This is a genomic window from Neorhizobium huautlense (genome assembly GCF_002968575.1).
In the GTDB taxonomy this organism is placed as follows: Bacteria; Pseudomonadota; Alphaproteobacteria; order Rhizobiales; family Rhizobiaceae; genus Neorhizobium; species Neorhizobium huautlense.
Genome location: NZ_PVBM01000014.1, coordinates 108078 through 128666, shown reverse-complemented (window position 1 = coordinate 128666; position 20589 = coordinate 108078). Strand labels below are relative to the sequence as shown.

The 20589-nt window shown below is 57.7% G+C and carries 13 protein-coding genes; 7 read left to right on the top strand and 6 right to left on the bottom strand.

Features of this window, described 5'->3' with window-relative positions:
• The first annotated feature begins 569 nt into the window (after window positions 1–569).
• The 4 genes from C5L12_RS16575 (at window position 570) to C5L12_RS16560 (ending at window position 7964) form a co-directional block, all read left to right on the top strand.
• Window positions 570–2261, top strand: coding sequence for a hypothetical protein (locus C5L12_RS16575; RefSeq protein ID WP_157949067.1), 1692 nt, complete (start codon window positions 570–572; stop codon window positions 2259–2261).
• Window positions 2262–2367: 106 nt separating this feature from the next.
• Window positions 2368–4437, top strand: coding sequence for a hypothetical protein (locus C5L12_RS16570; RefSeq protein WP_105373159.1), 2070 nt, complete (start codon window positions 2368–2370; stop codon window positions 4435–4437).
• 11 nt (window positions 4438–4448) lie between these two features.
• Complete coding sequence (locus C5L12_RS16565; protein WP_105373158.1) at window positions 4449–6614, top strand: type I secretion system permease/ATPase; 2166 nt, start codon at window positions 4449–4451, stop codon at window positions 6612–6614.
• 9 nt (window positions 6615–6623) lie between these two features.
• Window positions 6624–7964: an HlyD family type I secretion periplasmic adaptor subunit gene (locus C5L12_RS16560; RefSeq protein WP_105373157.1), complete on the top strand. Its 1341-nt coding sequence runs from the start codon at window positions 6624–6626 to the stop codon at window positions 7962–7964.
• Between the two features lie 485 nt (window positions 7965–8449).
• Here the strand turns inward: C5L12_RS16560 and C5L12_RS16555 are convergent, their stop codons facing one another.
• Window positions 8450–9493, bottom strand: a complete 1044-nt coding sequence (locus C5L12_RS16555; protein ID WP_280952529.1) for a glycosyltransferase family 4 protein — start codon at window positions 9491–9493, stop codon at window positions 8450–8452.
• Between the two features lie 543 nt (window positions 9494–10036).
• On the opposite strand from C5L12_RS16555, the gene C5L12_RS16550 reads away from it, so the two are divergent.
• Window positions 10037–11608 (top strand): O-antigen ligase family protein, encoded by a 1572-nt coding sequence (locus C5L12_RS16550; RefSeq protein ID WP_105373155.1) that lies wholly within the window; start codon window positions 10037–10039, stop codon window positions 11606–11608.
• 74 nt (window positions 11609–11682) lie between these two features.
• Here the strand turns inward: C5L12_RS16550 and C5L12_RS16545 are convergent, their stop codons facing one another.
• Window positions 11683–12696: a glycosyltransferase family 2 protein gene (locus C5L12_RS16545; RefSeq protein WP_105373154.1), complete on the bottom strand. Its 1014-nt coding sequence runs from the start codon at window positions 12694–12696 to the stop codon at window positions 11683–11685.
• Window positions 12697–12906: 210 nt separating this feature from the next.
• Here C5L12_RS16545 and C5L12_RS16540 point away from each other — a divergent pair, with 210 nt between their 5' ends.
• A complete protein-coding gene (locus tag C5L12_RS16540; protein ID WP_105373153.1) occupies window positions 12907–14121 on the top strand; it encodes a glycosyltransferase in 1215 nt (404 codons plus the stop codon).
• 15 nt (window positions 14122–14136) lie between these two features.
• Here the strand turns inward: C5L12_RS16540 and C5L12_RS16535 are convergent, their stop codons facing one another.
• Genes C5L12_RS16535 through C5L12_RS16520 form a run of 4 tightly spaced genes read right to left on the bottom strand, consistent with a single transcriptional unit; the run spans window position 14137 to window position 18734 of the window.
• A complete protein-coding gene (locus C5L12_RS16535) occupies window positions 14137–15126 on the bottom strand; it encodes a glycosyltransferase family 2 protein (RefSeq protein ID WP_105373152.1) in 990 nt (329 codons plus the stop codon).
• A complete protein-coding gene (locus C5L12_RS16530; RefSeq protein WP_105373151.1) occupies window positions 15126–15911 on the bottom strand; it encodes a P-loop NTPase family protein in 786 nt (261 codons plus the stop codon). Before C5L12_RS16530 ends, C5L12_RS16535 begins: the two co-directional genes overlap by 1 nt.
• A gap of 56 nt (window positions 15912–15967) precedes the next feature.
• On the bottom strand, window positions 15968–17461 hold the full coding sequence (locus C5L12_RS16525; RefSeq protein WP_105373150.1) for a GumC family protein: 1494 nt from the start codon (window positions 17459–17461) through the stop codon (window positions 15968–15970).
• A gap of 55 nt (window positions 17462–17516) precedes the next feature.
• Window positions 17517–18734, bottom strand: a complete 1218-nt coding sequence (locus tag C5L12_RS16520; protein ID WP_170109102.1) for a polysaccharide biosynthesis/export family protein — start codon at window positions 18732–18734, stop codon at window positions 17517–17519.
• A 427-nt stretch (window positions 18735–19161) separates the two neighbouring features.
• Here C5L12_RS16520 and epsE point away from each other — a divergent pair, with 427 nt between their 5' ends.
• Entirely contained in the window at window positions 19162–20412 is a 1251-nt protein-coding gene (gene epsE / locus C5L12_RS16515) for an exopolysaccharide biosynthesis GT4 family glycosyltransferase EpsE (protein WP_105373148.1), read from the top strand.
• The last annotated feature ends 177 nt before the right edge of the window (window positions 20413–20589 follow it).

Here is a 20589-nt window from a genome sequence, read left to right as displayed (position 1 = left end):
TTTAGGAAACGGTAAACCAAGACTCCTGAGGTGGGAATAGACCGAAGGAGCTATCGATTAGATCAAACTAGCAAGGAATTTAGCTCGTTGAGGTTCGTTTTTAGGAACGAAGCATGATCGAAGGCTAATTTCTCAGGAGGGCAAGCAATCTATCACCCTCCGTAAGACGAAAACGTCAGGAATACATCTACCTCTTCTTATTTATATCCTTACACCTATGGTGTTAGCATCAACAGTCAGTTGATCCACTGCGCTAGCTCGAAATAGCACCTTATTTCTTCTCCTCAATCGGGACACAGTGTGCGCCATCCCGAAAGGCACTGGAGAGCCAACGCTCAGAGTGGGTGGCGTGTGTAGCAAGTAGCCACCTCATTGTTGCGCCCTTTCAAGCCTTCCGGGAAGACAGGGGAGGACCTGAAAAATCAGAGATTGGAACCCGGAAACCGGCCAACGGTCGCGTAGATGCGCGCCCATGGCCCCAAGCAGTTAGCCATCCCAACAGCGGCGACCAAAGACCCCAAAAAAGATGAATGGCGGTCAAGGCGTCGCAATATCAAGAGGATACCGTCATGGCAGACAAACGCAGCCTCAACACGCTGTTTGATGACGACAGCCAGGAACAGCAGCAGCAGCAGCGCCAGCAGGAACAGCAGCAACAGCAGCAGTCGGAGCATCAGGGCCAAGGTCAGGGACAGGGCCAGCACCAGAGCAGTGAGTCCTACAATCTCAACGGCAATGGCAACCTGAACGGCAACGGTAACGGCAACCTGAATCTCAATGGCAACGGCAATGCCAACCTGAACGGCAACGCCAATTTCAATGCGAACGTCAATGAGACCACAGTCGACGTGACCGTCGATGTCGGAATGAGCCTCGAAGACTATCTGCCTGAAGACAACGACTTTGCCGATATCGATATGGAAGGCAGCCAGATCGACGGGATGTTCAACATCCGGATCGACGATGTCATGAACGATGCCCTTACGGGTGCCGGAAACGACGTTGGCAACGTCATTTCGCAGGTTGCCAATATCCAGGACAACGACCATCTCGAAAATGCCGAGGTCAACAACAGCGGCGAGTTCACCCTCGATGCCAATCCCCATGGCGGGTTTGCAATAGCATCCGAAGGGATCGGTGCCGGAGGCGGCGGCGGCGGTGGTGGCGGTGAGGCCGATGCCGATGGCGGCGACGGCGGAGACGGCGGTGCAGCCCTGGGTGGCTTCGCGCTCGGCGGTATCGGTCTTGGCGGCATTGCTGCAAGTGCGGCGGTCGGTGGTGAAGGCGACGGCGGCGACGCGGACGGCGGCGACGGTGACAGCGGCGATGCCGATACTGGCGACGCTACAGGCGGCGATGGCACCGGTGGCAACGGTGGCCGCGGCGGCGACGGTCTGGGCCTTGGCCTTGGTCTTGGCCTCGGACTTGGAGCTGGCCTCGCTTTTGCCGGTAATGGCGACGACGGTGGCGACAGCGAAGGCGGAAACGGTGGAAGTGGCGGCGACGCTGGTAATGCCAACGGGGGCGACGCTTCCGATGCTGGCAATGCCAATGGAGGCGCCGGCGGTGCTGCGACCAACCTGATGGGCAGCCTCGGCTTCATCAATCCGATCTTCTCCGACGGCGATGCCGGATCCGGCGGCACCGGAGGTGCAGGCGGTGCCAACGATGCGGGCGACGGCGGCGACCCGGCCGGCGGGGCCGGTGGTAACGGCGGTGCCGGCGGTGCTGGCGGCGCTGGTGGTGCCGGCGGCGATGCTCTCGGAGCAGGCCTTGGCGCTGGCTTCGGTGCTGGTGCTGGTAGCGGTTCCGGCGGTGCCGGCGGAGCAGGCGGTGCAGGCGTAGGCGGCGGAGCCATCAGTGGCGACGCGACGAGCGGCGATGCCACCGGCGGTGACGCCTGGGCTACCGGAGGCGCAGGCGGCGATGCACTCAGTGGTGCATGGGCCGACGGCACCGGCGGTGATGCCATGGGCGGCTGGGCTATCGGCGGTGCTGGTGCTGCAGGCGGCATGGGCGGCATTGCAACCACCGGCTACGGTGGAGCAGGCGGTGCCGGCGGGACCTGGGGCTCCAACAACGGTGACGACGGATACGTTACCGGCACGAGCAGCGCTTCGTCCGATGCCTTTGTCGAAACATCTGCGTTCAACCAGGAAATCGTTCTTGGCGCGAACCTGCAGCAGAACGCGATCGATATGACGATTGTTGGCGGCGACCTCACCAGCACGTCGATCGGTGACGACGACACCTCCGCTTAACGCGAGCGGCAATCTCTTGCACGTCAAGAGGGACATCAACGGACTGCGCGGTCTCTGCGCAGTCCACTCCATCTAAATGCTTAGCAGGCAATAAGGGGTCCGTGTCATGACGGCTATGGACAAGATCACCGAGGAAATTGCGCATTTCATCGGCCTATTCCATACGACGGTCGAAGAGGCGCGACAGCGCGATGCCTACCCGGATTTCAGTTACCACACGCAAAAAGATCACCTTCATACCGAGCCTTTCATTTCATCGACTTTCGACGCGCCGTATGAGTTTCTGGGTTTTGACCCTGACGTTTTCTATAAGGCGCCGGCTTATCTCAGGCCCTTGGAGCACCCTTCGTTTGCTTCGTGGCAACATCATCCGCCGATTCTGGTGGTGAGAGACGATTCGCCATATTTCCCTCCCGAACAGACAGAGGAAATCCTTCCAGGCGCGCGCATTGGACAAGCGTTCACCGTGCCGCCGATCGAGCCTCCAGGGTCTGTCGTCAATTACATCATTCAGGCAGCGTCGCTGTCGGACGACGACACTTTCAACGTCGGGGGAAGCAATCTTGAATTCCACCCCGATCCAGTGAATGACGCCGCTCTGCTGAAAGCTGCTGACGATGTGCTTTCCCACGCGCCAATCGGCCATCCGGAAATGCCCGGTTCCAGTGCGGAACTCATTGATGTCATCAATGACATTGCCTTCCAGCTGAAAGCGTTGGTCGCGGCGCCCGGCAGTCCGATGGAAACATTCATCGAGCACTCTCCTGTCATCGAGGGCGTCTATGTCAACGGAGAGCTCGTCGAGGATGCTCCAAAGCTTGAAGACTACTTCTCCTTCGACGATGAGGAGAATGCGGAAGAGAATGACGCGGAGAGCCCAGCCGACGAGGATGCCGATAACGACGACGCCGTAGGGGCCGATGCCGACGAAGATGATGGACCGCCGCCCAATGTGGTGATTTCCGAAGACGGCTCGATCACCATCGACAATTCCGTCGAACTCATTGCCGGGGACAACACCGTCGTCAACCAGGCCGTGGTGAAGAACCTCTGGACCGGAGCAACCGTAACGGCGGTCGTCGGCGATCATGTGGAAATCAACGCGATCGTCCAGACCAATGCAATTTGGGACACCGACTCCATCACGTCCGCAATCGACGGGTGGAATAGCGAAGACAGCCCGAACGAGCTTTTCAACATTGCGACTTTCGAGCGTACGGATCCGCTCGAGGAAGGCTCTGGAGATCAGGCCGCCGCAGGAGGTTTCCCGAGCGCTTGGGCGATCACCGAGATCCAAGGGGATCTGTTGATCACCAATTGGCTGGAACAATACGTGTTCATGACCGACAACGATGTCGGGATATTGTCTTCGTCGGGTGTCACGACAAGCGTCATCGCGGGGGACAATACAAGCGTAAACCAGACTTCGATCTTCGAGCTGGGCTTCTCCTTCGACCTCATCATTGTCGGTGGTTCGCTCTATGACGCCAATATCATCCACCAGACGAATGTACTGTTTGACAACGACGTGGTCGGGGCAGTGTCGGGTTTCGAGACGACAGGTCAGGGCAGCATTGGCAGTTCGGGAAACCTGCTCTGGAATCAGGCGCACATCTACAACGTCGGTGGCGCGGACCGCTTCGGAGAATTGCCTTCCGCCTACCTCGATGCCGCCAACGATATGGCCGCGGGAGGCAGAGATCTATCGAAGGGAGTGTTGACCGATCCGGCTTTCGCAGGCCTTGGCGGCCTTCGTGTCCTTTATATCAGCGGCGATTTCCTGAACATTCAATACATCAGTCAGACGAACATCGTCGGAGACAGCGACCAGATCGCGCTCGCAATGAATGCGCTCGATCCGCAAACCGACGCTGCGTGGACGGTTTCAACAGGCGCAAATGCGTTGATCAACAACGCTGCCATCCTCGATTTCGATTCCTTCGGGCACACCTATGTCGGAGGGCAGCAATATTCCGAAGAAACGCTTTTCCAGGCGGAATTGATTTCCCATCAGCCGGACCTGCTCACGGGGGACCCCGATACGCTCGTCAACGAGGCGGTGGTCTTCCTGGATGACAGCATGCTGGATGGCGAGTTTGAAGAAATGGGCGTCACGCCCGCAGAACAAGACAACGGGCACTATCAGAATGATGGATTGCAACATGTGCTCGGATGAAGGGGGGAAGCATGCCGGATACCCAAACACGGGTTGAGCGACCGCAGCCAACCGACAACCAAAACCCGCAACTCAATGATGAGGATATCTATGTCAAGCTGGAGCACGCCGTGGAAGAGTGTCTGAAGCTATCGAACGATAACGCCGCCACCTCGGCAACCGTGTCCCGACTTGAAACCAAGAAAATTCTCCAGAACCCGCCACGCGACGCTCAGAATCCTGAAGGAGCGGACATCGTTGCTCTGCCGGTGACGGACAAAGTCATTGAGCCCCAAATCGAGGTCAAACCGAAACCCGCAGTGCGGGAAGCCACCGAAGCCAAGGCGCCCGAGGGAATGATCACCATCGACGGTGACACCGGCCCTCTTCGCACCGAGAGCGGCAAATTTGCGAAATCACCCTCTACCGGCGGCGGTACCGGTTCGGGCGGCGGCGGTACCTCCTTCCACAAGCGTCTGGCGCCGATAGACTTCTCGGCGAGCCTGCGCGCGGGTATCAAGGCTGTCCGGATCAATCTGGCGATCGTGATGCTGTTTACGATCGCAAGTAATATCCTTGTGCTGGCGATCCCCATATACCTGTTCCAGATATCGGATCGGGTGCTGACCAGCCGGTCTCTCGACACGCTGATCATGCTGACGATCGTGATCGTGGGTGCGGTCATTCTGCAGGCCGCTTTTGATGCACTTCGCCGTTTCATCCTCATGCGGACCGCCGTCGAAGTGGCCGCGCAGCTCGGCGCTCCGATCCTCAGTGCTGCGGCAAGGGCTTCGCTTCAAAGCAACGGTCGGGAATATCAGGTGCTCGGCGACCTTCAGCAGGTTCGGTCCTTCCTCGTATCCCGCACCCTTCTTTCATTCCTGGATGCGCCGATCGCTCCGCTGTTCGTCCTTGCCGTCTTCCTGATCCACCCGCATCTCGGTGCTATCGTGATCCTGACGGCAGTCCTGCTGCTCGCCTTTACGATGGTCAACCAGCGTATGACAGCGGATCCGTTCGCGGAGGCCAATACCGCCCAGATAAAGGCCAATCTTCACCTGGAATCCATGTCCCGCAATTCGCAGATCATCAATGCGCTCGCTATGATCCCCGAGACTGTCCAGATGTGGGGCAAAGACACGGCCTCCTCCTTGCGAGCGCAGGTTATTGCCCAGGACCGGAACATCACCATCGCCGCCGTTTCCAAAGCCTGCCGTCTGTTGACCCAGATCGCCATGCTTGGTTGGGGAGCATTCCTGTCGATCGAGGGCCAACTCACCGGCGGTATGGTCATTGCGGCCTCCATCATCGCCGGACGTGCGCTGGCGCCGATCGAAGGCGCGATCGAAGGATGGAATCAATACAGCCAGTCGAAATCCGCCTATGGCCGGATCACCGCCTTGCTGAAATCGTCGCCTCTCAACTTCGATCGGCTGAATCTTCCGAAGCCGGAGGGTCGGCTGGATGTGGAGAGGTTGCTCTATGTCCCGCAGGGCACAAAGCGGGTTGTTTTGAATGGCATCGCGTTTTCCCTTCAGCCGGGCGATTCTCTCGCCATCATCGGCAATTCGGGAGCCGGAAAAACAACGCTTGGCAAGATGCTGGTCGGGTCGATCCTTCCGACCTCAGGCAGCGTTCGGCTGGATCTCATGGATCTTCGCAACTGGGATCAAAGGCAGTTCGGGGAAAATATCGGCTACCTGCCGCAGGACGTTCAGCTCTTCCCCGGAACCATCAAGTCGAATATCGCGCGGATGAGGCAGGACGTCGAGGACGAACAGATCTACCGCGCAGCCATGCTTGCTGATGTCCACGAAATGATCGCCAGTTTGCCGCATGGCTACGAAACCGTGGTCGCCGCCGATGGTTCGCCGCTTTCGGGTGGCCAAAAGCAGCGCATCGCTCTCGCCAGAGCGTTTTTTGGGGATCCTCGCCTCGTCGTGCTGGATGAACCGAATTCGAACCTCGACAATGCCGGCGATGCCGCTCTGCTGCGGGCTCTCCAGCATGCCAAGGAAAGCGGGATTACCGTGGCGACGATCACCCAACGGCCTGCACTTCTGAACAGCGTCGACAAGATCCTTCTGCTCGTCAACGGCACAGTGGCGTTGTTCGGCATGCGAATGGACGTGCTGAACGCGATAGAAGCTCGCGGGATCAACATCAATTCCGGCTCTTTTGGCCACCAGTTACAATAGGAGCAAGAGATGTCGGCCGTTGTAAAGGTTCATGATCTAGAGTGGTATTCCGAAGTCCCTCGCTCGGTCTGGAAGCAGACAGTGGCGGGATTGGTGCTGACCGCGGTGGCTTTTGGAGGATTCGGAACCTGGGCTGCGACGGCGCCGCTGGCCGCTGCGGTCATTTCCCAGGGAAGTTTCGTGGCTACCGGCCGTAACAAGGTCGTGCAGCATTTCGAGGGCGGCATCATCAAGGAGTTGCTGGTGAAGGAAGGCGACCAGGTGGTCGAAAACCAGCCCCTGGTCCTGCTTGACGAGACGGCGGCGCTCTCCAAGAAACGTGAGCTGTTCCTCCGCCGTATCAGGCTGGAGGCCACAGCAGCCCGCCTCGCAGCTCAGGCGCAGGGCGCCGAGAATATGGAAATTTCGGGCATCCTGGAGCAATTCAAGGATGATCCGGACGTCTCTTCGATCGTGCTGACACAGCAGCTTAACTTCAAGGCTCAGCGCATCAAGCTTGCGACGGAACTGACTTTGCTGAGGCAGAACATGAAGGCTCTGGAATTCCGGGCCGAAGGATATGTACGACATCGCGAGGCCATATCGCGGCAGCTCGTGCTGTTGCAGGACGAACATGAAACGAAACGGGCCTTGTTGGTAAAAGGTCTTCTCCGGGCAACGGAGGTCAAGGCACTGCAGCGAGCGATCGCCGATGCCGAAGGCCAGATAGGGCGTCTCACCTCGGAGATTGCCGAAACCGGCGCTCAGTCGCTGAAGGGACAGCAGCAGATCGCGCAGGCTGAAGAAGCATATCGCGAGGACGCCCTCGATCGTTTGCAATCGATCCAGGGTGAGCGTGACGCAGCACGGGAACAATCGCGCGAAGCAGATGACGTCCTGCGTCGAACCACTATCCTGGCACCGGTCTCCGGCACGGTTGTTCGAACTTATTATCATACAAACGGTGGCGTCATCGAAAGCGGCAAAGGAATCATGGAGATTCTGCCCGCCGCCGTGCCGTTGATCATCGAAGCCAAAGTACGGCGTAATGAGATCGACAGCGTCAAGGTCGGTCAGAAAGCCACTGTCCGGCTCACCGCACTCAACCAGCGCACCACGCCTGTCCTGAACGGCGAGGTCTTTTATATCTCGGCCGATGCTCTGGAGGACAACAAGATGACTATGGCAGACCAAGACGTCTACATTGCCCGCATCAAGGTTTCCTCAGAGGAAATCTCGCGCGTGAAAGGTTTTTCTCCCCAGCCAGGGATGCCGGCGGAGATCATGATTCAAACGGCCGTGCGGACGTTCTTCAGCTATCTGGTCAAGCCCATCACCGACAGCATGTCGAGAGCATTTACCGAACGCTGACTTGGGACGTCACTCTATCGCAATTCATCGCAGGCTCTTCGCCCATGCGGATGCCAATAGTCCGCCCGGGGGGTGATCTAAGCTTCTGGAACTCAAGGGTGGATGGAAGAGCCGATCCCGGCGGCCTCAACATAACGCTGGCGTGATGTTGGCTCTTCCAAAAGGAGAAGGCCCGACCGTTTTTCCCGTTCGAGCCTTCAGCAATCTGTTTGGTAGAGCTAATATTCGCCTACTCGCGGCCAATATCAACTCCATCAAATGGATTAGGTCGTGGGTCGGAAGCTAATAGTCAGTTGAAGAGGGTGTAGAATTGATAATAATCAAATGAGCGCGTTCCACTAGAATTTCTCATCTCTAATATCTACTCCCGTTTCCCCGGGATTATTTAATTCTGATCTAGAGTTGCAGGTGACTTCATTGTTGATTCTGGGCAGGACGCGGTGGATCCGGTAATATACTGAACAGCCGGCTGAGGCCTCTGAATCCTAGGTCACAAAGGCGCTGTATAGCTGGCTGCCCCAGGATAATGACCTATCGAAGAATTTCTCTCGGTCTACGGCCAACCTTTCCTGCAGCTCATGCAGTTTGCCGGCATCGTCAGCAAGCATCATGAGAGCAGAAGCAAGCGCCTCGATATTGTCGGCCGGAAATTCGATGCAGGCGTTCTCCACGAGCTCCTTTGCCGGCACCACTGAGCTGAGTACCGCGGGAACAGCATGTACTGCTGCTTCCACCACGACAAGGGCCAGGCCTTCGGGAAGATTGCTGCGGGTCGGGCAAACCAGAACGTCCGCCCGCTCCAGCTGTTGATGAACCTCTTGCGCATCCAGTTGGCCAAGCATCCTGATCTGATTGCGAACGGGCGAGGCGGCAATCCGCTGCCGTAACCCATCATCGGCCTCGCCTTTGCCGGCAAAGGAGAGGGTCAAGTCGGGGTGGCGGCATGCTGCTTTTTCAAACGCGGACAAAAGATCATAGACACCCTTTTCTTCCTGCAACCGCCCCAGAAACAGAATGTTTCTCAGCCGCTCCAGTTGGCGGGGGGGCTTTAGAAATCTCGAAAGCACCTGGGGGACTTCCGTGTATAGGCTGCCAATCAAGTCACGTCGAATTTCGATCACCTGTCGTCTGGTTTCCTCGGAGGTGCAAACGCCTGCCGATACCCGATGCATCAGCACGCTTGCTATCTGGTGTTTGATTCGCGCTTTGAGGGAAACCGGCTTGAGGCCCATAGGCCAGAAATTGGTATGGGCCGTCAAAATGATACGAGTGTTTTTCGGGATAGAGGCGATCAACAGCCAAGGCGTATCCACACCCAGCAGCACGATATGCGGCTCGTACTTGCGAAGTTCTCGAAGGACTTTCCAGCTGAAGGCGAGGCCGGCCTTTCGATAAGCGATGCGGCCGGGAGGCCGGGCGCGGGGAACGCTTATGAAACGGAAGCGAGGATCGCGATGTCGGGGCAGTTTCTCCGGTTCCGCAATGACGAGCGCCATGGCCTCCAGTTTCTCTACAAGCGTGTAGAACATGGTCGAATAGGCGACGACGGGCGTGCGGGGATCGAAACGTCCTTCCATCCAATAGTCGAACGTCCCTGCGACATCGCCAGGTCCAGCGATAAACGCAATCCGTGGAGTTTCACTCGGCCTTAGGCCGAGACTGGCTCTCAGGCGATCGCCTGCATCATCCGGCACTACGACAAGATCCGAAATATTGTCTTCCATTGCTTGGCACCGCCGTCACGACTTTAGATATCTCGTGGGATCGCTTTGGTTACCTTCCCGGCTGACCCTCCTTAGGCACAGCGTCGGGCGCCGCGATGCCTGGTAGTCGCCGTGCTTCCTATCCAGCGATCTCATTCGGTTTTGAGCAAGCAATCCGAATGGATACGGCAGTCACCTATCGTGCTAGGCGCTCATTCTTTTGGACAGGTGGGGGAAGGTGATCCATACGTGTAGCCTGAGCCTGGATGCGCAATTCCTGCGCAACGGCAAGGGACGCTCACATGGTGAGGATCAGCCACGGGCCTGTTGTTGTTCCGTCCACCTTTTCGGCGCGCGGACACTCTAGCTATGCCTGAATATATTCGAGCGCTGGTATATGTTCTGCTTATCAGCGTCCCCGTGCTCTATGTAGCGAAGAAAATCGCTTTGCCGCTCATAGAGGAGGCGGAATTTAATTTGTGGCGGAACTGTTGGCTCGCCGCCACTTGCGTCACTTTTATCTCGAGCAGCTTTTTTGATTTTTCTGCTGGGCTTGCGCTCATCAGCATATACATCCATCGGAATTCAAAGCAGCCCTTGCTGCTTTATGTGGTTCTCATGTTTGTGGCGCCATGCGTACCGATCGGCGTCGGCATCCCCGGCGTCTTCAACAGGATCATCGATCTTGAGCCGCCGCGGCTGTTGGCGATACTCATCCTCCTTCCCCTCGCAATCAAACTCTGGCGAGAGCCCGAAAACAGGCGAATGCGGGGTCTTGATCTGCCGGTGCTCGCGTATTTCGGGTTTATCACCGTCCTTTCCCTGCGATTGAACGATATCAATTCGATCCTCCGTGTTGTGCCGACATATTTCTTGGATATTTTGCTTCCCTATTTTGTTTTCAGCCGGTCGCTCCGGTCGGCGCTCGATATCAACCGCGTCCTACTGGCTTTTGTGGTTGCCGCCCTGCCTCTTGCCGCGATCGGCGTTTTCGAGATCTGGCGAAACTGGCGGGTTTATTATGTGGTCATCCTCGAGTGGGACTTTGTCCTCATGACGAGCTACCTTTTCCGCGACGGTCTGTTGCGGGCTGCGACCACATCGGTTGAATCCATCGCTTTTGGCTTTCTTTGCATGACCGGAGGCGGATGTCTGCTCGCCTTGCGCACCCAGCGCCATTGGGACTCCTGGCGCTATATAGCTCTCGGTATACTTGTAGTCGGGCTGCTGTCGAGCGTCTCTCGTGGTCCCTGGCTGGGCCTTGCGCTCTGTGCCACGGTTCTGCTGCTGACCAATCTGCGGGCTTCGCTCAAATTGCTTGCCGCGGCATCCCCTGGGATGATTATCCTGGCATTTCTACGACCGTCCTTCATCGATCGATTCACCAACCTGCTCCCATTTATCGGCTCTGCCGACAGGGGCAGCGAGACCTATCGCGCGATGCTTGTTGAGAATTCACTGCTCGTCATCGAGCGTTACCCGCTTTTCGGTTCTGAGACATTTCTCACGGAGCCGGAGATGTTGAGAATGATACAGGGTCAGGGCATCGTGGATGTGGTCAATACCTATCTGCAGATCGCCCTCCACCACGGGTTGATTGGCCTTTTCCTGTTCGTGATGTTCTTCGGGCTGTTGGCAGCTAAACTCTTGGGCCTTTTCCTGGCAAACAAGTCCGTTCTTGTGAGCTATCAGGGAATTCTCGCCATCTTGATAGCCATGCTGTTCACCATAGCCACCACCAGCAGCGCAACGGTCATTCCGTATATCTATTGGGCTTTCTCAGGGATAACGGCTGCGGTTCTTGCACGCGGCCCCTCTATTGAGTGGGAAGTGCGACCGGCGGTCAAAGCGCGGATGAGACGCATCGGCGTCGGTTTGGCGCCGATTCTCATTCGGCCCGGCGCTGATTCCGGAAAAATGCGGGTGATAGACCCGCGCTGATAGCCGCAGCTATGGAAAGAGGCTTTATTCGGGAATGCAGAGGCCGTCAGTTCCCGTGATTAGCTTCATCGGCTCTACTTATACTCGATGATCCGCTGCTGACGGTTGCTCAATCGGTTCATGTGGAACTGAACTATTCCTTGCAATTCGGCGAATTTCCCCAGGACATCGAAGGTCGCGTAAGACCACCGATTTGACGTGGTCGGGGCCATCCGCTGTGCCATCCGCAGCGACTGGAGCGGATAGGCCAGCAGAAGCCCGATGGCGGCTGGATGCAGGAGCGTGCCCAGAGCCGTTGCAAGCGGCAGGACGCCAGCCCAGAAAACGGCGCGTCTAACGTTGCGAGCCCATATTCGGACGGGCGACTTGCGGTGGAGATAAGACACCTGAGCATAGGCGTGCCCGCAACGAACGCTCCTCAGCCACCATTGGCTCACGCGGCTCATGTTCGCATCATGACGGGTCATTTCGGATGGGAGCCGCCAGATCTTCCAGCGCCTTTCCCGCAAGCGGACGCAAAGTTCAGGTTCTTCCCCTGCGATCAGATGACCGGAGTAGCCGCCAAATTCCCTGATGACGGAGGCTCTTGCCAGTATGTCCCCGCCGCATTCCGCGACTTCACCAGGCTTTCCATCCCACTCGCGGTCGCACATTGCGTTGAACAGCGTTCGCTCCGGATATCGTTCGCGACGGCGCCCGAAAACAAGCGCAACATCCTCGTGCGTCGAGAGGAAGGCAACTGCGGTATCGATCCAGTCGCTGTCGAGCTCGCAGTCGCCATCGACAAATTGTACGAAGGTGGTTTGCGGCCAAAGCTGCATAAGGGCCTCGAAACCGGCATTGCGTGCGCGTGCGGCGGTAAATGGCGCTGACAGATCGAGGGGCAGCACCTTCGCGCAAAGGTGCGCTGCCGCCTGGGCACTTCCGTCCGAAGATGCTGAATCGACATAAATCGCCCGCTTCGCATATAGGCCCAGGGATCTGAGGCAATTGATGAGGCGTTCGCCTTCATTTCGTCCGATGACCACGATGCCGACATCATGATGAAGATCGCTGTTATCTTCGAGACGCAGAGTGTCCGGCTTCATTCGGTGCCTCCGATGATCTTGTCGACACGGTCTCGATTAAAGTGTCTCCCATTTTTAGGATCGACCGCCGATGCTGTAAATTTACCCCTTTGGTGGAACCTGCGGCATCCTTACTAAGCTCTTTGTGGGGCTGAGCCTATCTCAGTGTTTTTGCTATAAAAATATGAGAGATGGCTGACAATCAGCAGGCAGAAAAGGGGCGCTTGTGGAATGCGTATAGCGTATTTCACCAATCAGTATCCGGCGCCGAGCCACACCTTCATACGACGGGAAATCAATGCGTTGGAGGAGAGGGGGCACCATATCGCAAGATATGCGGTGCGTCCCTTCCGTGGTCAGCTGAAGGATTGCGACGATATCCTGGAGGCGGCAAAGACGAAGCACCTCCTTGCCAGCCCCGCAAAGGCAGTCGTGGCAAGCCTCGTGCGGGAACTGGCTATTCATCCTGCTTCGACGCTCAAGGCTTTAAAAAGCGCTTTCCGCTTCGCACGGGCTTCGGGCGGGCGCTTTCTACTGCATCTGGTCTATTTTGGGGAGGCGATGGTTCTAGCGGACTGGTGTCGCAGGGAGAAGATCGACCACCTGCACGTGCATTTCGGCACCAATCCGGCAACGGTTGCTGTGCTCGCCCATGAGATCGGCGGCATCCGGTTCAGCTTTACCGTCCACGGGCCTGAGGAATTCGACCGTCCGGAAACTCTGGCGCTGTCGGAGAAAATTCGCGCCTCGTCATTTGTCGTCGCAGTGAGCTCCTATGGCCGAAGCCAGTTACTTCGGTGGGCGGACCTCAGTGACTGGAACAAGATCCAGGTCGTGCGGTGTGGCGTGGACCGGCATTATCTTTGCGACGAGACGGCGCAGCAGCGTAACGCCTCCCCTCGCCTCGTCTGTATCGCGCGGCTTTCGGAGCAGAAGGGCCATCTTTTGCTTCTGCAGGCTGCCGCCAATCTAAGGGCGCAGGGCCTGACATTCGAGCTTGTCCTCGTAGGCGATGGGCCGTTGCGGAGCGAGATCGAACGCGAGATAAAACGGCTCGGTCTCGGCCAATCCGTCACGCTTACCGGTACGATTACCCAGGATGAAGTGAAAACGGAGATCCTCCGTGCGAGAGCCCTGGTGCTGCCAAGCTTTGCAGAAGGCCTGCCGGTGGTCTTGATGGAGAGCCTGGCGCTCAAGCGCCCGGTGATCTCCACCTATATCGCCGGCATCCCGGAACTTGTCCGGCCGGACAACGGCTGGCTGATTCCCGCCGGAGACGTCGACGGTCTGGCGGATGCGATGCGGCGCGCGTTGACCGAAAGCGATGGCCAGATATTGCAGATGGGCGAAGCAGGGCGCCGCCGCACGTTGGAGCGGCACAACATCCATCAATCGGCGGCACTGCTGGAAGCGCTGATCAAAGCGCCAAAAATGGCGGGAGAATGAAAACTGGCCCCTGCGTCAGATCCGACGAAATGGGGCTGTGTGGCGGATGAAATCCTGCAGCAGATGCGGGGGCAAATTTGAGTGCTTGCCTGCGGCGAGAAAGCGGATGCGGAAGACGATATGGCCAGCGAGCCACGCAAGATTCACGAACTGCGCGTAGACGCCGCCATGATGCTTTAGGAAATACCGCCGGCGGGATTCAAACCAGTAGGTCGGACGCCTGGAAGGACGGATGTGCCGCGTCACGTTTGTTGATTGACCAACCAAGTGGATAACCCGGCTCTGCGGCACGTGCCAGCAGGTCCATCCGGCGCGCGCTGCCCGGAGGCAGAAGTCCACTTCCTCGTAGTAAAGGAAATATCCCTCATCAAGATAGCCGATTAGCTCGAACACGTCCGTGCGGACGATCATGCAAGCGCCGGACACCCAATCTATCGGCGAGGGCCGAGCTGGCATCTTCGGCACGACGCGCCAATTTTCAAGCAGGCGAGTGATCGGACCAAGCTTTGCCTCGCTTTCAAACTCGTTGACTATCGAGGGAAAGCGGAATGCGCATGCCTGCGCCGTTCCGTCCGGATCCTCAAGCCTGCTGCCGGCAATTCCGACATCACGGCGAGCGTCCATAAAATCCACGAGCCGGATGATGCTGCCTGGTCGCACCAGTGTGTCCGGGTTCAGGAGCAGAACGTATTCAGGTCGGCCGAAATAGGCTAGAACATGCTCGATGCCTCGGTTATTGCCAAAGGCAAAGCCGCCGTTCGTTTCCAGTGGAAGGCATAGCGAGTCCGTCCAGCCGTTTTCTTCTATCGCAAAGGAGATATCGTCGGCCGAATGATCGCCTGAACCCCCATCGACAACCACGATCCGTGTTCCTGCCGGAATTGTGTCGCTGGCGTGGAGGGATGCCAGACAGTCTATGGCCAGGCCGGCGGTGCGGTAGTTGACGATAACCACTGCGAGCTTCAATCGCGCGCTATCGGATTGTGCGCGGTTTGCAGTAGTCATTAGAGACCATGCCTTCTCATCTTGTTCAAAACCACCTGGGTGCGTTTTTCAGTGCCCAGGTAGCTGCGGCATATTTCGAGATCCGTAAGTTTTGACTTTCCTACCGCCAGCACGATAACAGTGGTGTCGGACATGTCGAGAAACGGTATGACCTCATCTGAATTCAGCATCGGAGGCAGATCGAAAAGGACAACCGTCGGCCTTAGCAATTGGCGTGCCACCTCGATCTGAGCCGCCATCCGTTCGAGGTCTTCGGGCAGCGGGATTTTCGCCGATCCCCAGGCGGCGCGCAAAAGGTGTACGCGAATGCCCCGGATATCGGTCGTCGTCAGCCAGCCTTTGATCGGATCGTAAAAGGATGGCTCTTGCGGCAGGCCTAAAATCTTGCCAACGCCGGGATCCCGACAATTGACGTCCACCAGCAGCACAGTTGATCCCGGCACCCGGGCGAGGCTGATCGCCAGGTTAACCGCCGTCACCGTGGTACCGCAGCCCGTGGAAGGTGCACTGACCGAAATCACCCGCTCGTCTGGTTCCGTCTTCCCGTTCAGCAGGTGGTTGCGCAGGACATCATAGGCATGGGTCATCGAATTGCTGCTGTCGAAAGCAATGACGCGGTTGGAATACAGGAATGTGGGGGACAGTGGCTCGACGTCCAAAAGGGACGGCCGCTCCTCAGTACGATTTTGGCCGTTCGGAAAGGCAGTGTTGAAATCGGTCAGACCAACGCCATCCACATGGTTCGCCACTCGGCTCCGAGGGGAGATATTCTTGATGACTTCCATGAATTTCTTACCCTATCCCAATCAATGGTTTGCTTTCGGTCGGAACCTTAAGTCTGCTAATACCGTCCCCCGCCGGATGGGTTGACGCTGGCGTTTCCAGCGTCGCGGAAGGCTTTGGCGATGTATTTCCTGGGGTTCCAGCGTGGAATGACCACCAGTGTTTCTCCGGCGAGAGCATTGGCGAGATCAAAGGTGCCTCGTATGGTCCGGTCGAACAGATGCGCAGCATAGATCCCCGCGGCGGACGCAGCGGAAGCTGCCGCGAGAACCGCCATCGCCAAATGGAGACGTCTCGGTCCGGCGGCGCCGTTTGGAATCTCAGGCGCTTCCACGATATCGATTTGCTGAGCTGCCTCACCTTCCTCCAGACGCTCGCCAAGACGCGCGGTGTTCAGCTTGGCCTGCATATCGTCCAGCGTCCGTTGCAAAGAAACCTTTTCGGCTTCGAATGCCGCGATCTGAGACTCCACCTCGGGGGCACGGGAAATGGTGGAACGCAACCGGCTTATGCGTTCGGCAAGGTCGGCTCTTTGGGCAAGAGTCTGCTCCTGTCGCGGCTTTATGCCCGCAATGCGTTCTGCAACAAGAATGAGCGCCGGCGGAAGGGATTTGATTTCTTCCGCTGTCAGAGCCTGCGGCGAGGCGGTGGGAATTGTCTTCCCAACCTGGGCCTTCACCTCCTCGATACGTTGCTTCATGGCGCGGATCTGCGGATGGGATTGGGAATAGATCACCGACTTGGCAGCCATATCCGTCTCGAGTTCGGTGAGCTGAGAGTGAAGGCGGGTTGCCTCGCTCGTCTCGCCCGCACCCATGCGCAACTGCGCCTCGAGAAGACCGATTTCCTCGTTGATTGTCACCACTGCCCGGTCCAGCGTCGCGAACTCCTGTTCCTTCGCCTGCATTTCGATCAACAGCGCCGGTATCCGGCTGGGATGGGAATCGTTGTTCTCGGTTAGATATCTTGCCCAAACGGCTTCACGTTCGCGAAACCGCTGCTCAAGGCTATCGACTTCATGCGTGAGGAACTTCGTTGTTTCCGCAGCACGTGCGACGCGGATTCGCTTGTTCTCTTCGATGATGTGAGACACGAGATCCGAGACCACATCGGTGGCAACGATAGGGTCGGCATACTTAAATCCGATTCGAACCGAAGCGTTTCGTGCGGTGCGATCCGCTCCTTCGGTGAACTGGATGTCCAGCGAGATCTGGTGCCGGATCGTGCCGGCGAGCTGGGTTTTCGACCAGGCCTGCGCAACATCCGCAAAGAGATGGTGCCTTTCGGCGAGGGCAAGCAAATTGTTGCGAGACAATACCCGCTGTTCGATGAACTGCAGCCGATCGTTCGATACCGTCGGCGACACGAGCGTCGTCGGTATCTGTTGAAATTCCATGATCAGCAGCGCTTCGGACTGATAGGTCCGCGGGGTCATCAGGATGAAGTAGACGCCGACGAGAATGGCGATCAGTGCCGGCAGGATGGCATAAAGGGGTTTTGCGAATGCAATCTCTACATAATACAGGATGTTGCGTGCCAGCTCGTTGATCATGCCCGTCGCCTCACTGCGTCGCGTCCGATATACTGTTGATCATCATGAAGCCCTCTCATCGAGCGGCCGTTATCGTAGGATTAGGCACCGCGGAGCCGGTAGCTGCCGCCGGCGCCCGAGTATCGGAGGTGGCTGCAGTGTGATCGGGATCGCCGTAGAGCACCCGCAGGAGATCGCCCGGCATCATCGGCGTCGTTTCACTAGCCCTCAATTCCTGCGTTTGACCATCAACCGATCGCAGTATGTGGTAGCCGATGACGCGTCGCTGCCTTTCTTCATTCGCAGCTGCGTTCTGGCCGTAGATGCCCATGATGCTTGTGCTGTCGGTGAGCCTTGCGGCGGTGTCTTCTTGTTCGCGGCGCACCGCATTAAGCTCGATGAGCAATTGCGTCTGGCGATCTTGGCGGGCGGCGTCGTAACGGGCAATCTCCGCTATCCTGGTCCGCTCGGCAGTTGCCATTTCCGACATCAGGCGGCTTACCTGCCCCTCAAGCTCGGCGATTATGCCTTCCTGGACTGCTTGCTGAGAGCCCTCGGCGCCGCCTTTTGCAATAAGATTGGTTATGCTTTGGAGCCGGCGCCTGCCGAGGTCGATGCGCTTGGAGACGGTATCGATCTGTTCCTGCAGTGCAACGGCGGTCCGTTCCGAGAGTTCGTTGCCTTGGCGCTGGGCTCTCTCCTGCATGTCCAGAGCCTCCATCCTGGCATTCAGAAGTGACTGCTCCTGTGAAAGGGCAGGATCGGCAGCCAGAACCTCAGGGCTGCCAAGCGACCGTTCCCCTCGTAATTCCGCCTCCAGACGGGTGATGCGGGCCTTGAGCTCCGTCAGACGTTTTTGCGAATGTTCGACCTCGCGTCGCACAAGCACCGACCGGTCCTGATCGGCGGCCAGCATGGCTGTTCGATAAAGGCCACCAGCAACGGCGACACCATGCAGAACGGTCATATTCGCACGGTAGGGATATTCACCAGGAGTTACGACCTCGCCGGTAACGTAGATCAGCGGCTGATGTTGTGCGTTGGAACGCAGCATAATCGTCAGATTTGGGGTGTCGTTGAAGTATTGCTTCAGCCGCGTCAACAACTGCCCTTCCAATTCGGGAACCGAAAGGCCGACGCCCTTGAGATGGCCGGCAAGAGGAAAAGACAACCAGCCATCCGGAGCGATCACCACTTCCCGGGCGAGTTCAGGCTCCTGAGCGATCCAGACCTGCAGCACATCCCCGGGCTGCAATCGATAGATTGTCTGGGCCTCTGCACTGCCAAACGTCAAGCAAAACAAAAGCGCCGCAAGACTCGCTATCCCACGCATCCATTCACCCCCAATGGCTCGCTGATCCCACCCAGCCGGGATAGGACGAAATCATAGTACGGCGATGGAATAGGCCTGCATACAAGGCACAAAGAAGTACGCAAGCGGGTCATGTACTAGCCCAAACGGATGAGACAGGGGTTCCCCCCTCCTTTCGGATGAAGAATTTCCCCCGAAGGGAACGGTTGTGAAACGGCGAGACAGCCTCGACCATTCTTTCGCGGATCTTTTCCGGACGGGAAACAATGTGGGCGTGACCTCGACAGCGCCACTTTATCCCGTTGCGCCCGCTGACGTCATCGACGTCTTCCGGAACTTCAGAAATGGCATCTGATGGGGAAGTAATGTCCTACGCGCAGTCAAGATATATGCAGATCGCGGGGGCTTCATGAGCCGCCGGATTGGGTTCCTCATTCCCGAATTTCCCGGGCAGACCCACATCTTCCTCTGGCGTGAACACAGAGCGTTGGCCGAACTCGGCGTCGAGGCTCAATTCGTTTCGACATCGCGTCCGCCAGCGGCCATCGCGTCGCATGCCTGGGCCGACGAAGCGCGAGGGAAGACCGAATATCTTTTCCCACTCGGGTTCGGAGATGCGTTCGCAGCGGCGTCCGAAATTGTGAAAGCGGGACCGAGACGTATCGCCAGAAGTCTTGCAGCGGTCAGCGAAGCGGAAGTCCGATCTCCCTTAGGCAGGTTGCGGATGCTTGCCATCCTGCTCGTGGCGGGCAAGCTCGTGCGGCTTGCCCGGCAGGCGAAATGGACCCACATTCACGTCCATTCCTGCGCTGATGCGGCCAATGTGGCCGCGTTCGCTTCACTCTTGTCGGGAATCCCCTACAGCTTGACCCTGCATGGGCCCACTCTGGAAGGATATGGCATCAACCAGCGGCAGAAGTGGAAGGGCGCGGCCTTTGCGACCGTTATCTCCAAACGCCTATTCGATGACATCGATACCAAGCTGAACGGAGCGAAACCGGCTCGGATCGCCATTGCGCCCATGGGCGTGGACCTCGAACAGATTCGCCGGAACCGACAATACGTCCCCTGGAAAGCGGGGGAGCCATGCCGGCTCTTTTCCTGCGGTAGGCTCAATCCCGTCAAGGGCCATGATCTTCTCCTTCAGACAGTGGAAATGCTGCGTGACCGCGGGTTCGATGTTCGTCTGCAGATTGCGGGCGAAGACGAGCTTGGCGGCAACGGATACCGCAAGGCGCTGGAAACGCTGATATGGCGAAAGAAACTTACCGGCTGCGTGGAGTTGCTTGGAGCGGTGCCGGAAAGCCGCGTGCGCCAGGGTCTGGAGGAGGCGCATATTTTTGTTCTCGCCAGCCTCAACGAGGGAATTTCTGTCGCCATTATGGAGGCGATGGCGATGGAGATGCCGGTGATCGTAACCGACGTCGGCGGCAACAGCGAGCTGATCGACGATGGCGTGGACGCAATATTGGTGCAGCCGCAGCGACCTGAAGAAATGAGCGCTGCCATCGAAAGGGTGCTCCAGGACGAGGACTTCTCGCGCCGTCTCAGAGAAGCGTCCCGCGCTAAGATTGCCGCGAAATTTCACCATCGCATTAGTGCTCAGGCAATCTCTTCCCTTCTCGGTCATCCCGACCAGACCGCTTCCCGATACGCCTAAATGAGTATGCCCGATCCCCCAATGGCTACGGCGAAACCATTGGTTTCCATGCGATTATCTTCTTCAGACGCGGAATTTTGGAGGGAAGACCGCCCGCCATCCGCTGAATCAAAAACTGCTAGGATGACTGGATTGATAGCTCTTCTGCCGATCGTGAATTCTCTTAGAAAGGCAGCA

What these genes read in the sequence shown, in the direction of transcription:
- C5L12_RS16570 (WP_105373159.1), top strand. Translation starts at nt 2,368, where the DNA reads ATGACGGCTATGGACAAGATCACCGAGGAAATTGCGCATTTCATCGGC.
- C5L12_RS16550 (WP_105373155.1), top strand. Translation starts at nt 10,037, where the DNA reads ATGCCTGAATATATTCGAGCGCTGGTATATGTTCTGCTTATCAGCGTC.
- C5L12_RS16560 (WP_105373157.1), top strand. Translation starts at nt 6,624, where the DNA reads ATGTCGGCCGTTGTAAAGGTTCATGATCTAGAGTGGTATTCCGAAGTC.
- C5L12_RS16530 (WP_105373151.1), bottom strand. Translation starts at nt 15,911, where the DNA reads ATGGAAGTCATCAAGAATATCTCCCCTCGGAGCCGAGTGGCGAACCAT.
- C5L12_RS16555 (WP_280952529.1), bottom strand. Translation starts at nt 9,493, where the DNA reads ATGTTCTACACGCTTGTAGAGAAACTGGAGGCCATGGCGCTCGTCATT.
- C5L12_RS16575 (WP_157949067.1), top strand. Translation starts at nt 570, where the DNA reads ATGGCAGACAAACGCAGCCTCAACACGCTGTTTGATGACGACAGCCAG.
- C5L12_RS16525 (WP_105373150.1), bottom strand. Translation starts at nt 17,461, where the DNA reads ATGATCAACGAGCTGGCACGCAACATCCTGTATTATGTAGAGATTGCA.
- C5L12_RS16565 (WP_105373158.1), top strand. Translation starts at nt 4,449, where the DNA reads ATGCCGGATACCCAAACACGGGTTGAGCGACCGCAGCCAACCGACAAC.
- epsE (WP_105373148.1), top strand. Translation starts at nt 19,162, where the DNA reads ATGAGCCGCCGGATTGGGTTCCTCATTCCCGAATTTCCCGGGCAGACC.
- C5L12_RS16540 (WP_105373153.1), top strand. Translation starts at nt 12,907, where the DNA reads ATGCGTATAGCGTATTTCACCAATCAGTATCCGGCGCCGAGCCACACC.
- C5L12_RS16545 (WP_105373154.1), bottom strand. Translation starts at nt 12,696, where the DNA reads ATGAAGCCGGACACTCTGCGTCTCGAAGATAACAGCGATCTTCATCAT.
- C5L12_RS16535 (WP_105373152.1), bottom strand. Translation starts at nt 15,126, where the DNA reads ATGACTACTGCAAACCGCGCACAATCCGATAGCGCGCGATTGAAGCTC.